We start from the raw sequence: 16469 nt of genomic DNA on the forward strand, positions 1-16469 counted from the left end.
TCAGAACAGGGTGAACGAAAGGTTACCGCCGCAAAGCCCGACCATCGAGATCCGCCAACCGGGTGACCGGCTCGTCGGAAGGCCTGTCGATCTTGAACGGCTTCGACAGGTTGCCGGCTAATCGAGCCAGGTCCGGCTTCGCTTCCTCGGCTCGGCCATAGAGCGACGCGTCGAGGGCCGAGAGCGCCTCGGCGATGACGGGAGTGGAGCGCCAGAGGCGCGCGAGGTCGGGTTCGCGCTCGAAGACCGGGTCGAGGGCGGCGCGGAAACCCGGTCCGTCGCCGGCCTCCGCGTGGCGTGTGAGCTCGCGGCGTGTCGCACGGTCGAGGCGCAGGGTCCGCGAGCGTCTCGGAACACCAAAGCCGATGAGGGCGAGGCCGAACCCGAAAGCGCCCACGGCCGCAGCCGCGACCAGCATCGGCGAGGCCGGAGTCACGGGTTTGGCGTCCTCGTCCCGATCGGGCAGGCCGCCACCGATCTGGCGGGCCGGGATTTCCGCTTCGCGCAGGGTCCGCGAGACGGTGTCGAACCAGGAAATGGTGATGGCATCGAGCGGGACGATCTCGGTGACGGCGGGGCGCACGTCCCATTGATAGGTCGCCCGCGCCACCGGCCCCGTCGGGGTGATGATGGTCTCGCGGGTCACGGGACCGGCGAAGGTGAGGATGCCGCGTGTGCGCATCACTGGCCGCGGTGGCAGCCCTTCGGCCACCAGCCCCTGCGCCTCCAGGGTGACGATGCGTCTCGTGGTCTCACCGATCTTCACCGTTTCGGGATCGGGGCTCCAGGAATCGGTGATGGTCACGTCCCGCGCCGGCAGCCACCACGGCTCCTTCACGTCCGGACCGCCCACCGGTTTCGTCCAGGTGGCAACGGGCAGCGAGACCGGTACTGAGGGAACGTCCACCACCTTGCGGGTGCCGCCATCGTTGATGGTGAGGCGGTGGATGAACGGGTCGATGGTGAAATCGCCTGGATGGTGCGGGAAGATCGCGATGGTGCGGTCGAAGGCCACCGCCACCTGTCCGTCCGGCAGGCGGGTCTTCGACCAGGTGTCGCGACCGAGCTGGGTCCAGCTGAAATTCGCCAGCGACGGCTGGAGCACCTCCTCCAGCAGGATCGCTTGGCGGTAGACGCCGCGAATGTGGAGCAGCACCATCTCTCGCGAGAACGGCGCCGCGTTTCCGTTCAGCTCCGGCGTCACCGTTAGGGTGAGGTCACCGGGGGAGATTTCGGCATGGGCCGGAGCGGCGAGGAACAGGAACGCGCCGAGCATGAGGATGCCGCGCCGGGCGTGATCCCTCCCCCCTTCGTGGGCTGGAAGGTCATGATCGGACAGCGTGAGACGTTCCCCTCTCCCCGCACGCGGGGAGAGGGCCGCGACGACCCCGTCGTCGTCGCGGCGAGGCGGCAGCCGAGGGTGAGGGGGCTCGTCCGAAGGAGTCGCTTTCGGACGAGCCCCCTCACCCTCGCTCCGGCTTTCGCCTCCGCTTACCGAAGGCACGACGAGGTGCCTTCGGCCCTCTCCCCGCGAGCGGGGAGAGGGGGGGTACACCGGCATCTCTCCGCTAAAGCTCACCATGGGTTGCTTCCCGCCGGGACCGCCGTGCCCGCTTCCACACGCACCGCCTGCTCGGCTTTCAGGCGCAGCTTGAGATACCGGCCCGGATCGTCGGGCAGGGTCTGGAGCCAGAGGCGGTCGGGGCGGATTTCGTGCGCCTCGAAACTCTTCGTCACGCGCCGCACCTCACGTTCCGGAGCGGCGGCGACCATGGCGGAACCGGCGCCCGTCCGACCGCGGCCAGCCGCGTCGCTGGCCGAGCCCCTCGCTTCACCTTTGCCGGAATCCACCGATTGCTGCTCGGCCTTGCCGCGCCGCGCCACCTTGCTGTTGCCCGGCGTCGAGGAGGAGGTGCCCCCCTCCTTGTTACCGGCCAGTCCCTCACCGACGGAGGAGGCCTTCATGTCGTCGTTCGGGTCTTGGTTCGAGGTCTTGTTGTAGCGCGAGCCCACCGTCGCCGTGGCATTGGCGAGGCCGCCGCCCTTGCCCGGATCGCCCGGCCCCTCGGCGACGAGACGCGCGACGAGGGAGCGGTTGGCCTGCGCATCCGCATCGCGCGGGTTGTATTGCAGGGCGACGTCGTAAGCGTCGATGGCGCCCTGGTAATCGCCGGAACGCGCGAGCGCATTGGCGAGATTGTAGGCGTTGCGCCGGCCGCCGTTCCGGAAGATGGCGATGGCCTCCTCGTAGCGACCCGCCTCGTAGAGCGCGGGGCCGCGCCAGGCCGGATCGGCAAGGATGGTGGCGGCGGCACCGGGCAGGCCGAGGCTCATCAGGCTGCGACCGAGCGTCGTGCGCGGCTCGGAGACCAGGGTGAGGCCGAGAATGCCGGCACCGGCCAGGGTGACGCCGGCGATCCTCGCCCAGCCGGTCCAATGCCGGGGGAGAGGAAGACGATCGGACAGGGAGAGACGCGCCGTGCTCATCAGGCGCTCCTGCGGAACAGGACGAGGGCGGGAAACAGGGCGAGCAGGATCAGCCAGCGTCCGAGATCGGCGAAGGCGAGCACGGTGTAGCCGCCCGCCGCCAGATGCTGCGCCGTGCTGGCACCCACGATGTCGAGGAGGGCGGCGGGCCTGTCGAGATCGACGGTCACGCCATTGCCCGCGCCGGTGACGCGGTCGAGAGCTGTCCGGTCGGGTTTCGGCGAACCGTCCGGCAGGGCCTTGGTGGCCGGCACGAACACCGCATGGAGATGCCAGCCCTTGGTCCGGATCGCAGTGGCCTCGCGCAGGGCCGCATCGCCGATCCCGTCGCCATCGGTGACGAGGACCACGTCCCCGGCGATGACCCCAGCTTCTTCCAGGGTCCGACGCGCAATGGCGAGGCCGCGCTCGGGATGGGTGCCGCGATCGGGCACGGTGTCGCCGTCGAGGGCGAAGAGGACGAGGCTGAGGGCGTCGCGGTCCGTGGTCGGCGGGGCGGCGAGATAGGCGTCGCCGGCATAGACCACCACGGCGACGCTGCGGGTGCCCGCCGCCTGGGCCACGCTGTCGGCGATCTGGCGGACCTCCTTGAGATGACCGCCCTCGGCCACGGAGCGCGAGAGATCGATGACGACCACCGTCGCATCGAGGTTGCGGAAGGTGGCCGCATCGGGACGCTCGATGGCCGGTCCGGTCAGAGCGACGGCGACGATCCCGGCCGCGATGGCGGCGGCGAGGTTGGCTTGGTGCCGCCCGCCGAGGACGGCTCCCCGCGTCTCGAGGAAGGCCATGAGGCCGGGATCGACGGCCTTCGCCCAATCCCCCAGCGGGGCCGAGCGCCAGGCCGCGCGCAGGGCGAGGACGAGGATGACGGGAATCGCCAGGAGCCACCATGGCCGCAGGATGGCGAGGGAGAGAAGGGCGCTCATGCCTTGCGCCTCGCCGCCAGCAGGCCCGCCGCGCACAAGAGAGCGAGGCCGGCCGGCCAGGGCCAGAGGTCCTGGCGCAGGGGGACCGGGGGGGCCTTGGCCCGGCCTCCCTCGATGGCGTCGATGGAATCGGCCATGGCGATGAGGTCGTCGGTGGTCTTCACGCGGAAGAAGGTGCCGCCGGTGGAAGCCGAGATCTCGCGCAGGGTCTCGGCATCGACGACATCCTGCTCGCCGTCGGCATTGGACATGTCGCGGGGGCCGAGCGCGATGGTGTGGACCTTGACGCCGAGTTCCTTGGCCAGGGCCGCCACGTCGCGCGGCGTGGTCTGGCCGGCATTGTTGGCCCCGTCCGTCATCAGCACCACCACCTTCGATGTGGCCTTCGGGATGTCGGACGCCTCGCCGGAGGTCGCCGGCACCAGCCGCTTGAGGGCGAGGCCGAGACCGTCGCCGATGCCGGTGGAACGGCCGACCAATCCGATCGTCGCCTCGTCGAGGGCGCGCGCCACGGTATTGGTGTCGAAGCTCGGGCTCGCGGCCACGTAGGATTCGTTGGCGAAGATCACGAGGCCGATCCGGTCCCCGGCCCGGCGGCGGATGAAGTCGGTGCCCACCCGCTTCACGGCGGTGAGCCGCGTCACGGTCTCGCCGTCGATGGCGAAGTCCCGCCTCTCCATGCTGCCGGACAGGTCCATCACCAGCATGATCTCACGGCCCGAGGCCGGAAGCGCGGTGGCGGGCAGGACGAGGCGGGGTCCGGCGAGCGCCGCGACGAGGGCGGCCCAGAGGGTCCAGATCAGGAACGAGCGACCGCGCCCGCGCGCCGCCACGCCGTCCCCCCGGGCGGAGCCCATCACGACGGTGGCCGGAACGCGCAAGGCGCCGCTCGATCCCATCCGCTCGGGCGGCAGCAGCCGCGCCGCGAGGAAGGGCAGCGGCAGGAGCAGCAGCGCCAGGGGTGCGGCGAGATCGAAGGCCGAGAGGAAGGCGGTGAACCAGGCTGGCATCGGCTCAGGCCCTGATCCGCGCGAAGAGGCGGCCGAGTTCGGAATCGAGGGTCTCGACGTCGGCCGGGGAGGAGCGCCGGTACAGGCCCTCCGTCACGACCCTGCCGACGCCCTCGCTGAAGACATCCGTGGCGAAGAGGCGGTCGAGGGTGGCGGCCCAGTCGCGTCCCTGGGTCGAGGCGGCCTCGTCGCCGGCGAGCGTCCGGGCGAGGCGCCGCAGCAGGCGGGCCTGCGCGATGAGGCGTGCCTCCGGGGGAAGCGCCCGCGTCTCGGCGAGGCCGCGCAGGGCCGAAGCCCGCACCGAGGCTTTCGAGCGCGCCCGCATCAGCCTGACGAGGCCGACGAGAAGGGCCGCGACGAAGCCCAGCGCGATGGCCAGCACCACCTCGCCCTGGGCGCCGCTGCCCGCATCGGCCGGCAGGTGCAGGCCGCGCAGCTGGGTGAGATCGGTGGGGGAGGCGAGGGGGGTCACGCGCTACAGCACCGCATCGAGACGTTCCATCAGCGGAGCATAGGCCTCGGGGCCGGCCTCGGCGTCGAGGCGTAACCCCTCGATCCCTCGCCGCGCATAGGCGATGAGTCGGTCGTCGGGTGCGCCGTCCGTATTGGCGGCGGAACGCCCGACCTGGACCGTGCCGCGCTGCCCATCCGGCGTGGAGAACGGAAAGAACCCCGCCGGCTTCCTGCGCTCGAACGCATCGCTGACGAGGACGAGGCGGATCGACAGGCGCTCGGCCAGCACGGTGAGCAGGTGGTCGAATTCAGGCCCCGGCGCGTCCAGCGCGCTGCCGATGACGAGATGTCCGCCGGACGGAAGCAGGCTCGCCGCCACGGTGAGGCTTCGGTCGAGGGGAGGGTCCGTCCTGTCCGAGGCCGCGAGCGCCTGGGCGTGGGCCATGGCCAGCGCACCCGTCACCGCCGTCATGGCCCGCTCGCCGCCGCCGGGACGGACCACCACCGGCTCCCCCGAGGACGCGGCCACGAGGCCGATCCGGCCGCCATCGCCGACGATGCGCCAGCCCAGCAGCACCAGGGCTTCGGCCGCCGCCACCGAGCGCAGGGCGCGGCGCGTGCCGAACAGCATGGAGGGGCGGAAATCCGCCAGCAGCACCACCGCGCGGTCGCGCTCGTCATGGTGGGTCCGCACGTGGAGGATGCCGGTGCGGGCGGTGGCGTTGCGGTCGATATGGCGGCGGTCGTCGCCCTCGGACCAGAGCCGCACGTCGTCGGGCTCCGATCCGCGTCCGCGCCGCCGCGTGACGATGCCGCCGGGAAGGCCCGCCAGGGTGCGGGTGGCCGGCGAGATTCCGCGCCGCGCAAGGTGGCGCAGGCCCATCAGGGCCTCGCCCGACAGATGGATGCCGGGTCCGTGCGCGGAACCTGTCGGGAGGCCGGGATTGGACGCCATGGCTGTGTCTACGCGACCATTCCGCCTCAGAGCGCCCGGACCCGCTGGACGAGGCCCGTGATGATGCCCCGCGCGGTCTGTCCCTCGGCGGCGGCGCGCCAGGTGAGACCGATCCGGTGCGCCAGGGCGTCGGCGGCGAGATCGGAGATATCCTCCGGGATCACGTGGTCGCGGCCGCGCAGATAGGCCCGCGCCTTTCCGGCGAGCATGAGCGCCAGCGTCCCGCGCGGGGAGGCCGGGTGCTCGATCGAGGCGCGGAGATCCGGCGCGGCCTTGTCGGTGCGGGTGCCGGCCACGAGCCGCACCAGATAATCCTTGAGGGCCGACGAGACGTGGACGTTGAGGGCCGCCGCGCGCGCGGCGCGGATCTCCGCCACGGTGAGCTTCACCGACATCGCCTCGGCATGGTGGTTCAGCTCGCCCTCGACGAGGTCGAGGATGCGGCGCTCGGAGGCTTCGTCGGGCATCTCCACCACCACGTGGAGGAGGAAGCGGTCGAGCTGGGCTTCCGGCAGGGGGAAGGTGCCCGCATGTTCGATGGGGTTCTGGGTCGCCACCACCATGAACGGGTCGGGTAGGACATGGGTGTGCCCGGCGACCGTGATCTGGCCCTCGGCCATGGATTCCAGCAGGGCCGACTGCACCTTGGGCGGCGCGCGGTTCACCTCGTCCACGAGGATCAGCGAATGGAACAGCGGGCCGGGCAGGAATTCGAAGTCGCCGGCATCCTGGCGCCAGACGGTGGTGCCGGTGAGATCGGCCGGCATCAGGTCGGGCGTGCACTGGATACGGGCGAAGCTGCCGTCGAGCCCGTCCGACAGGCGCTTGACCGCGCGGGTCTTGGCGAGGCCGGGCGCGCCCTCGATGAGGAGATGGCCACCGGTGAGAAGCCCGATGAGCAGGCGTTCCACCAGGGTCTCCGCGCCGATGAGTCCGTGGCTCAGCCCATCGCGAAGGGCGAGGATGCGAGCACGCAGGGCCTCGTCGGCGACCGGCACCATCGAGGTGGCGGGACGCGTGGCCAATGTTGCATCACTCATGAGCGGGTCATGATCGTGGCAGGGCCGGCGTACAGCACCATGCGCGTCTCCTCGAGCGGATTCTTAAGAGATCCCTATGTCGATCGGGTGTGCATGCAGCGGAGCACCGGCGTCAATCCCGTGGGACGTTTCCCGTGAAACACGAGGGGGAGATCGGGCAGAATGCCCGACCACCGGGATTTCATGAAGTCGAATGCATGCAGAGCGGATTTCTCTGCCGATCCGTAGGATTCAAGCCGGAATTCGGCGTTATGTCGCATCCCGCGCGACGCCGGTGGAAACCGAGGGACGGCTTCCCGGTTTCCGTCTCAACCCAGCGGGCAGACTGGAGCAGACCATGAGTACAGACCTCTTCCCCGGCTTCAGCGCGGACTGGATCGACATTCCGGAGGGGCGTTTCTTCGCCCGCAGCGGCGGCCGGGAGGACGCGCCTCCCGTGATCCTCCTCCATGGATTTCCGCAGACCCATGCCTGCTGGCACCGCATCGCGCCGGCTTTGGCCGAGACCCATCGCGTGGTGTGCCTGGATCTGAAAGGCTACGGCTGGTCGGAAGCGCCCAAGGGTGACGCCCGCCACGACGTCTATTCCAAGCGCCGCATGGGACGCGACGTGGTGGCGGTCATGGAGCGGCTCGGCCATGTCCGCTTCGCACTCGTGGGTCACGATCGCGGCGCGCGGGTGGGCTACCGCCTCGCCCTCGACGAGCCGGGCCGGATCGAGCGCCTCGCCCTCCTCGATATCCTGCCCACCCTCGTCCAGTGGGAACGGATCGAAGCCGATCCCGACGTGTCGTCGCATTGGGCATCCCTGGCCCGGCCGGCCCCCGGTCCGGAGGAGGAGATCGGCCGCGATCCGGTCGCCTATTTCGAGGGGCTCCTCCGGCAATGGAGCAACGCCCGAAGCCTCGACCCCTTCGCTCGGGAAGCCTTGCGCCTCTATCGCGACAACTGGACCGTTCCCGAGCGCATCCACGCCTTCTGCGAGGATTACCGGGCCGGCGCGACCCGCGACCGCGAGGCGGATCTCGACGACCTCGCGGCGGGCAAGACCCTCTCCTGCCCGACCCTGATCCTCACCGGAGACGGCTATCTCGACCATTCGCACGAGACCCCCCTGGCGGCCTGGCAGCGCACCTTCGCGCCGAAGGCCGAGGCCGTGGACATCACCTCCGGCCATTTCCTGGCGGAGGAGAACGCTCCCGAAACCCTCAAAGCCCTGCGGGCCTTTCTCGATGGCTGACGCGCGAAGCGTCACCGTTTCGTCATCGGCGGACGACATGCAGCGCTCATGACCGCGCTCTTCGCCTCGCCGCTCCCCGAATTCGTCAATTCCGCCATCAGCCTCGTCGTCGCGTTCGTCCTCGGCACGATGATCGGGGCCGAGCGGCAGTATCGCCAGCGCACGGCGGGCCTGCGCACCAACGTGCTGGTGGCGGTGGGGGCCGCGGCCTTCGTCGATCTCGGCATGCGCCTCGAAGGAACGCGCGGCGCGGTGAGCACCGTCGCCTACGTCATCTCGGGCGTCGGTTTCCTCGGGGCCGGCGTCATCATGAAGGAGGGGATGAACGTCCGCGGCCTCAACACCGCCGCCACGCTCTGGTGTTCGGCGGCGGTGGGGGCTTTCGCCGGGGCCGACTTCCCTCTGGAGGCCTGTTTCGTCACGGCGGCGGTCCTGTCCGGCAACACCCTGCTGCGGCCCCTCGTCAACGCCATCAACCGCGTTCCCATCGACGAGAGCCAGACCGAGGCCACCTACGAGGTCCAGGTCACGGTGCAGGCCGAACATGCCGGCCCCGCCCGCGACCTTCTCGTGGAACGGCTGGAGGCGGCGCATTATCCGGTCGGGGGAACCGAAGTGGTGGAACGCGGCGAGGAGACGGTGGAAGTGGTGGCGACCCTGGTGGCGACGGCGGTGGACTCCGCCGAACTCGATGCCGTGGTGGCCGGGTTGGAGCGCGACGAGCGGATCAGCCATGCGACCTGGTCGGTCCAGACCGCCGATTGAGCGCGCTCGCGGCCATTGCCGCCGCGTGGAAACGACCAACCTAGACCCGTGATGCCGGGCTCCGCCCCGGCGGTGGAGAGCCCTTGCCATGACCGAAGCACGCAAGAACGCATTGATCGTCGGGGCCTCGCGCGGCCTCGGCCTCGGATTGGTGGAAACGTTCCTCGCCCGCGGCTGGGCGGTCACCGCCACGCAGCGCTCGCCCTCCGCCGGATTGGCGGCGCTCGCCTCCGATGCGCTCTCCATCGAGACCGCCGATATCGACGATGACGGGGCGGTGGCCGCCCTCCATGGCCGGCTTGCGAACCAGCGCTACGACCTGATCTTCGTGGTGGCCGGTGTGGCGACCCAGGCGCACGACCCGGCCCACGACGTCCCGCGCGATGTCGCCGCGCAGGTCTACCTGACCAACGCCATCAGCCCGATCCGCTTCGCCGAGCTGTTCCGCGACCGGCTGGCGGGCAACGGCCTCGTCGCCTTCATGAGTTCCATCCTCGGCAGTGTCGCCCTCAACGAGAGCGGCGGATGGGAGACCTACCGCGCGAGCAAGGCGGCGTTGAACACGCTGGCGATCAGCTTCGAGATTCGTCACCGCGACGAGGGGTTCGGCGTCCTCCTCCTCCATCCCGGCTGGGTCCGCACGGAGATGGGCGGAGAGGAGGCGGATATCGACGTGACGACGAGCGTCACCGGACTCACCGATGTCATCGAGGCCCGGCTCGGCAAAACCGGCATCGCCTATCTCGACTATACCGGCGCGACCCTGGCCTGGTAGGCGCTCAGCGCCGTCCGTCGAGGGGGCGGCCGCGCCGCTCCACCACCACCGGTGGGCGGGTGCGGCGCTCGACGATGACGGTACGCGGCGCCCGGCTCGGGCCGCCGGCGGTGAGGATGCGCTCGGAGATCCGCTCGGGCTTCGGCTTCTCGGCGGCGAGCACGTGCGGGCGCACCTCGTCGAGGGGAAGACCGATCAGGCCGGCGGCGATCTCGACCTGCTGTTCGAGATCGTCGGCGAGATCCTGAGCGGCGGCGATCGCCTCGGGGATCGTCGGCGGTTCGCGCCGGACACGGATCGGCGGCAGATCCTGAAAGGATTTCGGCGTCTTCTTCACGACTCGGCCCGCGCTCCACACCGACCGAGGATAGCGCGACGGCGGAGAGAGTGCATTGCACCATTTCGACGACGCACCCACGCGTTCCATGCATCCCCCCATCACCGCCGGATTTTCCCGCAGATCCGGCGAAAGTTGCTCTGCCTGCATCCGCATGGTCGTCAAATTGCCCAGGGAACGGGCATCATATGGTGTCGATATGTCGCATCCGTAAAGCGATGAGCGACCCGATCCTCGCGCCGTTGCATGCGGCCACGCCGCCGCCGATACTGGCCGGACCATGTTTCCCATCACCGATCTCTCCGACGCCAGGCTGGTCCCGGCCCGCCCCGATCTGGCCGATATCCGGCTGCGGGGCCGTGTGGATGCCGCCCGCTACGTCGCCGGGCAAAGCGCCCGCCTCATCGCCGCCTCGGCCCCGTTGCGGCGCAGGCCGAGCGGGGACGCGGGGATCGAGACCGAGGCGGTGATGGGCGATCCCGTCACCCTCTACGACACGGGAGAGGGCTTCGCCTTCGTGCAGCTCGAAAGCGACGGCTATGTCGGCTACCTGCCGGAGGCCGCAATCACCCTGGATGTTCCGCCCCCGACCCACCGGGTGACGGCCCTGCGGACATTTCTCTATCCGGCCGCCAACATGAAGCTGTCGCCCCTGGGCCATGTGAGCCTCGGCGCGGGGCTCGGCATCGCCGGGCGGGAGGGCGATTTCCTGCGCCTCGCCGACGGTGCCCATGCCTTTGCCGACAGTGCTTACGTCTTCGCCGATCATTGCACGCCCGTCGGCATCGTGGAGCCCGATCCTGCCGCCACCGCCGAGCGTCTCGTGGGCACCCCCTATCTGTGGGGCGGGCGCACCAGCCTCGGGCTCGATTGCTCGGGCCTCGTCCAGCTCTGCCTCGCCCTGGCGGGCATTCCGTCTCCCCGCGACGCGGACCAGCAGGAGGCGGGTCTCGGCACGGCGCTGCCCACGCGTCTCGACGGCTTGGCTCGGGGCGACCTCGTCTTCTGGCGCGGCCATGTGGGGATGATGCTGGACGAGACCCGCCTCATCCACGCCAACGGCCACCACATGACGGTGGCGGTGGAGCCCCTGGCGGGAGCGGTGGAGCGCATCGCCGAGAAGAGCTACGGCGCCGTGACGTCGATCCGGCGGATCACGCCTTCAACCGGGTCTTGATGCGGGTGATCAGCCCGTCGCGGACGTCGCGGTAGGCGTCGAGGCGCTGCTCGCGGGAGGCTTCCTGCATCAGCGTCGGGTCCGGCGTCGGCCAGTACTCCACGTCCACGGCGTTGGTGCGGGTAACCTCCAGGGCCGCGTGGTGGGCCTCGGGCGACAGGGTGATGATGAGGTCGAAGTTCAGCCCCTCCCATTCCTCGAGTTCGAGGAGGGTCCGGGGCCGGTGCTTGGAGGCGTTGATGCCGATCTCGTCGAGGGCCGCCACCATGAACGGGTCGGCCGGCTCGCCGGAGCGGACGCCCGCCGACTGGACATAGGTGGACTTGCCGAAATAGTGGCGCGCCACCGCCTCCGCCGCGAGGGACCGCACGGCGTTGAAGTTGCACATGAACAGCACCGACTGCACGCGCGTCTTCTTCGGGCCGGCCTCTTCCGCCATCCGGTGACTGCCTCGGGCTTCAAACGACGGGGAGGGCGCTCACGCCTTCCAGTGCAAGGCGAAGACCAAGGTGAACAGGCGTCGCGCGGTGTCGTGGTCGAGATCGACCTTGCCCTCGAGGCGCTGCCGGAGGAGTTCGGAGGCTTCGTTGTGCAGGCCGCGCCGTCCCATGTCGATCGCCTCGATCTGGGTCGGCGAGGCGGTCTTGATCGCGTTGTAGTAGCTCTCGCAGATCATCTCGTAGTCGCGGATCACCCGGCGGAACGGGGTCAGCGACAGGAGGTGGGTCATCACCGGCTCGCCATCCTCGCGGCGGATCGCAAAGGACAGCTTGTTCTCCACGAGACCGAGGGTGAGGGCGTAGGGTCCCTCGCGTCCGGGAATGGAGAAGTGGTTCTCCTCCAGGATGTCGAAGATCGCGATGGCGCGCTCGTGCTCCTGGTCGGGGTTGCCCCGGCCGATGGAATCCTCGTCGAACGTCACCGCCGCGAGGCGGTGGATGGATTGTGACGCATCTTCAGTGGCTTTGGCCGTCATCCTACCCACTTTCTGAGGCCGCGCCGAGCATGCTGTCGTCCCATCATCGAAAACAGCGTCTCGAACCTGCCTGCGCCTATCTTCCACCAAAAACTGCCTTCGTCATGCCCGAGTCGAAGATCCATTCACCTTCATGAGCACAACGCATTAGAACCAGGACATCGTGGTGAGGCTCTAATCGGGCCACGCATTCGTCTTTATGATCGCTTTTACCGAACACCGCCCGTCTGATGAGAATCTTGCCGAGTTGTCTTCTCCAAGACGCTCGAAGATCGCCTCCATCTCCTGCATCAAACCAGAATCCGTCGATTTTCCCATTTGAGCGAAAACAATATGTCAGTTCGCTCGTCGGCCAACGGATCGTAGGAGAAAATCGCTCTCTTTTCCAACATTTGCCCTCTATGCCTGCGTAATCCGCCGAAGCAGTTCCACAAGCGAAAAGCATGGCGGTGCCGTGTAACAGGACGCCTACGACTCGTCTCGGTCTCACGACGGTTGCCAATACTTGAGCGCCGATCCGTAAATATCCTCACAGATTCAGGCGGATCGCCACCGAGCGGGCGTGGCCGTCGAGGCCCTCCGAACGTCCCAGCGCGATGGCTGCCGGCCCCAAGGCCCTCAGCGCCGCGGGATCGCAGCGCAGGATCGTCGTCCGCTTCATGAAATCGAGCACGCCGAGGCCCGACGAGAACCGGGCCGAACGGGCGGTGGGCAGCACGTGGTTGGGGCCGCCGACGTAATCGCCGATGGCTTCCGGCGTATGGCTGCCGAGGAAGATCGCGCCGGCATTGCGGACCTTGGCGGCCAGGGCCTCCGGGTCGGCGGTCTCGATCTCCAGATGCTCCGGGGCGAGGCGGTCCACCAGGGGGACGGCCTCGTCGAAATCGCGGACGCGGACGATCGCCCCGTAATCGCGCCAGCTCGCCCGGGCGATGTCGGCCCGGGGCAGGGTGGCCAGAGCCCGGTCCACGGCGCTCTCCACGGCGTCGGCGAGCTCGGACGAATCGGTGATGAGGATCGACTGGGCGGCCACATCGTGCTCGGCCTGGGCGAGGAGGTCGGCGGCGACCCAATCGGGGTTGGCGTGGCCGTCGGCGAGGATCAGCACCTCGGACGGGCCGGCGATCATGTCGATTCCGACCTGCCCGAAGACCCGGCGCTTGGCCGCCGCCACCCAGGCATTGCCGGGTCCGACGATCTTGGCCACGGGGGCGATGGTCTCGGTGCCGTAGGCCAGCGCCGCCACGGCCTGAGCGCCGCCGACGCGGTAGATATCGCTGACACCGGCGAGGTCGGCGGCGGCGAGCACGAGGGGGTTCATCTGCCCCTCCGGCATCGGCACCACCATGACGACGCGCGGCACCCCCGCGACGCGGGCGGGAATGGCGTTCATCAGGACGGAGGAGGGGTAGCTCGCGGTTCCGCCGGGCACGTAGAGGCCGACCGATTCGAGCGCCGTCCAGCGCCAGCCCGAGGTCACGCCGATCGCGTCGGTGGCCATGTGGTCGCCGGGTACCTGGCCGCGATGGAAGGCCTCGATGCGGGTCGCCGCGAGCCGCAGGGCGTCGAGGGCGTCGGCCGGACAGGCGGCGATGGCGGTGCGCACCTCATCGGGCGTCACCCGCAGGGTGGCGGCGGAAAAATCCTCGCCGAGCCGGTCGAAGCGGCGGGTGTAGTCCACCAGGGCCGCGTCGCCCCCGGAGACCACGCCGGCGATGATCCCGCGCACGGTCTCGTCCACATCCTCGGAAATCTCGCGCTTGACGCTGAGAAGACCGGCGAAGGCGGCGGCGAAATCGGCGTCGCGGCTGTCGAGGCGCATCATCAGGCGGAATCTTTCAAGACGTTGTCCTTGGCGGAGGGGACCGTGCCCGCTTGTCCCCGGATCGCGGCACGGCCGGCTTCCGCCGCCTCGTGGTCGGGGCGGCCTTCCACCTCCCAGACCGGACCGAGATCCTTCAGCCGCGCCTCGATGCATTCCACATCGAGCTGGATCGCCGCTTTGCCGGCAAAGACCAGGGTGACGGTGCCGGAGGGGTCCTCCTTCGGCTCGAAGGTGATGGCCAGCAGGCTGAGCGGCTCGTTGGAGGTGGAGCCGGGCGTGATTCCGCGTGCGCGCACGGCCATGACCCGCTCGAAATGCAGGCCGGTGAGGCGCCGGCGCGGGGCCTCGGCATCCGGCGTCGACCAGTCGAAACGCCGCCCGACCAGCACGAAGCGGTGCGACGACGCCAGATAGGCGAGGTCCTGCGGGCGCAGGACCGCATCCTGGAGATGAGCCGAGAGGATGGCGAGATCCTCCGCGTCGAGGGCAGCGAGCTTGAGGAGCTCCATGTCGGGTTCGCATCTGGCCGGACACCGCCGGATCGGGCGCCGGGTGTGGAAGTGGGTCGGCCGTAGGTAGCGAGGCGGCCGCCCTGCGGCAACCGCGCGGCCCGGAACAATTGCAGCGTGCCGGCGATACGGGCCGTTCGCGGCGGCGACGTCAGACGACGTTCATGCGGAAGGAACTATGCCTTCGCAGACTTCCGAATTGGGATATCCAAAGCCATGACCGCCGGACCTGTAAGTCGTATCGCCCTTGCTGCCGTCACCGTCCTGACGGTGGCGGCCGGCCTGGGGTCAGCCCAAGCCCAGGTTCCGCACTATCCCGACGACGGCTACAACCGGCCGACCTACGAGCGGTCGCCCTACGGCGACGACCGGTCGCGCGGCTACGATCGCTACGATCGCTATGCCCGGCCGTACGACGATGGCGAGCGCCGTCCCCTGCCGCCGCGATACGGACGCCAGCGCATGGGCAGCGTCTGCGTCACCTCGCGCGGCAATTGCCCCGCCTATCCGAGCCCGATCCAGTCGCCCTGCCGCTGCGACATCCCGGGCTTCGGCCCCAAGCGCGGCAACGTGCTGGAATAGGGCCTTCGTCCGGGAGGCGCGGACCGCCTCCCGGGTCGGACAGGGTCAGGAGCGGACCCGGCTGATCTCGGCGCCGCAGCGGCCGAGCTTGGCCTCCAGCGCCTCGAAGCCGCGGTCGAGATGGTAGACCCGGTTGATGCTGGTCTCGCCCTCGGCGGCGAGGCCGGCGATGACGAGGGAGACCGAGGCACGCAGGTCGGTCGCCATGACCGGGGCGCCCTTGAGGCGCTCCACGCCGTCGACGATGGCCAGATCCCCTTCGAGCCGGATCTTGGCGCCGAGACGCGCCAGTTCCTGCACGTGCATGAAACGGTTCTCGAAGATGGTCTCGCGGATGTGGGACTGGCCCTTGGCCAGGGTCATCAGCGCCATGAACTGCGCCTGCAGGTCGGTGGGGAAGCCCGGGAACGGGTCGGTGGTCACGTCCACCGCCGCGATGCCGCCGCCATTGCGCCGGATGCGGATCGTGTCGGCGGTGGAGGTGATCTCGGCACCCGTCGTCGTCAGCACGTCGAGTGCGCTGTGCAGCAGGTCGGCCCGGGTGTTCTCCAGGGTCACGTCGCCCCCCACCATGGCGGCCGCCATGGCGTAGGTGCCGGTCTCGATCCGGTCCGGCAGGACGGTGTGGCGGGCGCCGTTCAGGCGCGAGACGCCCTCGATGGTGATGCGCGGGGTGCCGGCCCCGGAGATCCTGGCGCCCATCTTGATGAGGCAATCCGCGAGATCGACCACTTCCGGCTCGCGGGCGGCATTCTCGATCAGGGTCGAGCCGTTGGCGAGCGACGCCGCCATCAGCGCCACATGGGTGCCGCCCACCGTGACCTTGGGGAAGTGGATCTCGCCGCCGCGCAGGCCGTTCTTGGCCTTCGCCACCACGTATCCGCCATCGATCTCGACGGTGGCGCCGAGGCGCTCCAGGGCCATCAGCATCAGGTCGATGGGCCGGGTGCCGATGGCGCAGCCGCCGGGCATCGAGACACGGGCCTCGCCGAACCGCGCGAGCAGCGGCGCGATGACCCAGAAACTCGCCCGCATGGTGGAGACGAGCTCGTAGGGCGCGGTGGTGTCGATGACGTTGGAGGCGGTGAGCCGGATGGTCTGGCCGGTCTCCGTCGTATCACCGGGGCGCTTGCCCACCACCATGTGGTCGACGCCGTGGTTGCCGAGGATGCGGAGCAGGGCGTGGATGTCGGCGAGGCGCGGCACGTTCATGAGTTCGAGGGATTCCCCCGTCATCAGGCTCGCGATCATCAGGGGCAGGGCCGCGTTCTTGGCGCCCGAGATCGGGATCACGCCGTGGAGCGGCTTTCCGCCGATGATGTTGATCCGGTCCATCGTCGTCCTTCGCGCGGCGTCCTGCCCGTTCCCGTGACGGGAGGGCGGTGCCGTCCTGGTTCTGCAAACAATGG

The 16469-nt window shown here is 69.6% G+C and carries 18 protein-coding genes; 5 read left to right on the plus strand and 13 right to left on the minus strand.

Annotated elements, in window-relative coordinates; all coding sequences use genetic code 11:
- Nucleotides 1–22 precede the first annotated feature (22 nt).
- The 7 genes from ASF34_RS08510 to ASF34_RS08540 all read right to left on the minus strand — a co-directional run bounded on the left by ASF34_RS08510 (nt 23) and on the right by ASF34_RS08540 (nt 6874).
- The gene (locus ASF34_RS08510; protein ID WP_056160538.1) at nt 23–1276 is read right to left on the minus strand and encodes a BatD family protein; all 1254 of its coding nucleotides are present in this window, start codon (nt 1274–1276) and stop codon (nt 23–25) included.
- A 299-nt stretch (nt 1277–1575) separates the two neighbouring features.
- A complete protein-coding gene (locus ASF34_RS08515; protein WP_018045942.1) occupies nt 1576–2487 on the minus strand; it encodes a tetratricopeptide repeat protein in 912 nt (303 codons plus the stop codon).
- The gene (locus ASF34_RS08520; RefSeq protein ID WP_056160541.1) at nt 2487–3416 is read right to left on the minus strand and encodes a vWA domain-containing protein; all 930 of its coding nucleotides are present in this window, start codon (nt 3414–3416) and stop codon (nt 2487–2489) included. Before ASF34_RS08520 ends, ASF34_RS08515 begins: the two co-directional genes overlap by 1 nt.
- Nucleotides 3413–4426, minus strand: coding sequence for a VWA domain-containing protein (locus ASF34_RS08525; RefSeq protein WP_056160543.1), 1014 nt, complete (start codon nt 4424–4426; stop codon nt 3413–3415). Before ASF34_RS08525 ends, ASF34_RS08520 begins: the two co-directional genes overlap by 4 nt.
- Nucleotides 4427–4430: 4 nt before the next feature.
- Complete coding sequence (locus ASF34_RS08530) at nt 4431–4898, minus strand: DUF4381 family protein (RefSeq protein WP_056160545.1); 468 nt, start codon at nt 4896–4898, stop codon at nt 4431–4433.
- Nucleotides 4899–4901: 3 nt separating this feature from the next.
- Nucleotides 4902–5834, minus strand: coding sequence for a DUF58 domain-containing protein (locus ASF34_RS08535; RefSeq protein WP_056160547.1), 933 nt, complete (start codon nt 5832–5834; stop codon nt 4902–4904).
- 26 nt (nt 5835–5860) lie between these two features.
- The gene (locus ASF34_RS08540; protein WP_056160548.1) at nt 5861–6874 is read right to left on the minus strand and encodes an AAA family ATPase; all 1014 of its coding nucleotides are present in this window, start codon (nt 6872–6874) and stop codon (nt 5861–5863) included.
- 337 nt (nt 6875–7211) lie between these two features.
- On the opposite strand from ASF34_RS08540, the gene ASF34_RS08545 reads away from it, so the two are divergent.
- From ASF34_RS08545 to ASF34_RS08555, 3 genes are all read left to right on the plus strand, one after another.
- Nucleotides 7212–8114 carry an alpha/beta fold hydrolase gene (locus ASF34_RS08545; RefSeq protein ID WP_056160551.1) on the plus strand — a complete coding sequence of 301 codons (903 nt, stop codon included), beginning with the start codon at nt 7212–7214 and terminating at the stop codon, nt 8112–8114.
- Nucleotides 8115–8162: 48 nt separating this feature from the next.
- The gene (locus ASF34_RS08550) at nt 8163–8879 is read left to right on the plus strand and encodes an MgtC/SapB family protein (protein WP_018045949.1); all 717 of its coding nucleotides are present in this window, start codon (nt 8163–8165) and stop codon (nt 8877–8879) included.
- Between the two features lie 88 nt (nt 8880–8967).
- Nucleotides 8968–9654: an SDR family oxidoreductase gene (locus ASF34_RS08555; RefSeq protein WP_018045950.1), complete on the plus strand. Its 687-nt coding sequence runs from the start codon at nt 8968–8970 to the stop codon at nt 9652–9654.
- 4 nt (nt 9655–9658) lie between these two features.
- On the opposite strand, the gene ASF34_RS08560 is transcribed toward ASF34_RS08555, so the two are convergent.
- Nucleotides 9659–9991: a hypothetical protein gene (locus ASF34_RS08560; protein WP_018045951.1), complete on the minus strand. Its 333-nt coding sequence runs from the start codon at nt 9989–9991 to the stop codon at nt 9659–9661.
- 289 nt (nt 9992–10280) lie between these two features.
- Between ASF34_RS08560 and ASF34_RS08565 the strand changes: the two genes are divergently transcribed.
- The gene (locus ASF34_RS08565) at nt 10281–11168 is read left to right on the plus strand and encodes a C40 family peptidase (RefSeq protein ID WP_056161144.1); all 888 of its coding nucleotides are present in this window, start codon (nt 10281–10283) and stop codon (nt 11166–11168) included.
- Here the strand turns inward: ASF34_RS08565 and ASF34_RS08570 are convergent.
- The 4 genes from ASF34_RS08570 to ASF34_RS08585 form a co-directional block, all read right to left on the minus strand.
- A complete protein-coding gene (locus ASF34_RS08570; protein ID WP_018045953.1) occupies nt 11146–11607 on the minus strand; it encodes an arsenate-mycothiol transferase ArsC in 462 nt (153 codons plus the stop codon). The two genes, ASF34_RS08565 and ASF34_RS08570, sit on opposite strands and share 23 nt — an antisense overlap.
- A gap of 39 nt (nt 11608–11646) precedes the next feature.
- Nucleotides 11647–12144, minus strand: a complete 498-nt coding sequence (locus ASF34_RS08575; protein ID WP_056160552.1) for a UPF0262 family protein — start codon at nt 12142–12144, stop codon at nt 11647–11649.
- A 529-nt stretch (nt 12145–12673) separates the two neighbouring features.
- Nucleotides 12674–13969: a histidinol dehydrogenase gene (hisD, locus tag ASF34_RS08580; protein ID WP_056160554.1), complete on the minus strand. Its 1296-nt coding sequence runs from the start codon at nt 13967–13969 to the stop codon at nt 12674–12676.
- Nucleotides 13969–14478: a DUF2948 family protein gene (locus ASF34_RS08585; RefSeq protein WP_018045956.1), complete on the minus strand. Its 510-nt coding sequence runs from the start codon at nt 14476–14478 to the stop codon at nt 13969–13971. The genes hisD and ASF34_RS08585 overlap by 1 nt, the downstream gene beginning before the upstream one ends.
- Nucleotides 14479–14694: 216 nt before the next feature.
- On the opposite strand from ASF34_RS08585, the gene ASF34_RS08590 reads away from it, so the two are divergent.
- Complete coding sequence (locus ASF34_RS08590) at nt 14695–15060, plus strand: hypothetical protein (protein WP_056160556.1); 366 nt, start codon at nt 14695–14697, stop codon at nt 15058–15060.
- A 45-nt stretch (nt 15061–15105) separates the two neighbouring features.
- On the opposite strand, the gene murA is transcribed toward ASF34_RS08590, so the two are convergent.
- Nucleotides 15106–16395: a UDP-N-acetylglucosamine 1-carboxyvinyltransferase gene (murA, locus tag ASF34_RS08595; RefSeq protein ID WP_056148788.1), complete on the minus strand. Its 1290-nt coding sequence runs from the start codon at nt 16393–16395 to the stop codon at nt 15106–15108.
- Nucleotides 16396–16469: the final 74 nt, after the last annotated feature.

This window comes from Methylobacterium sp. Leaf106 (genome assembly GCF_001422895.1).
Lineage (GTDB): Bacteria > Pseudomonadota > Alphaproteobacteria > Rhizobiales > Beijerinckiaceae > Methylobacterium > Methylobacterium bullatum.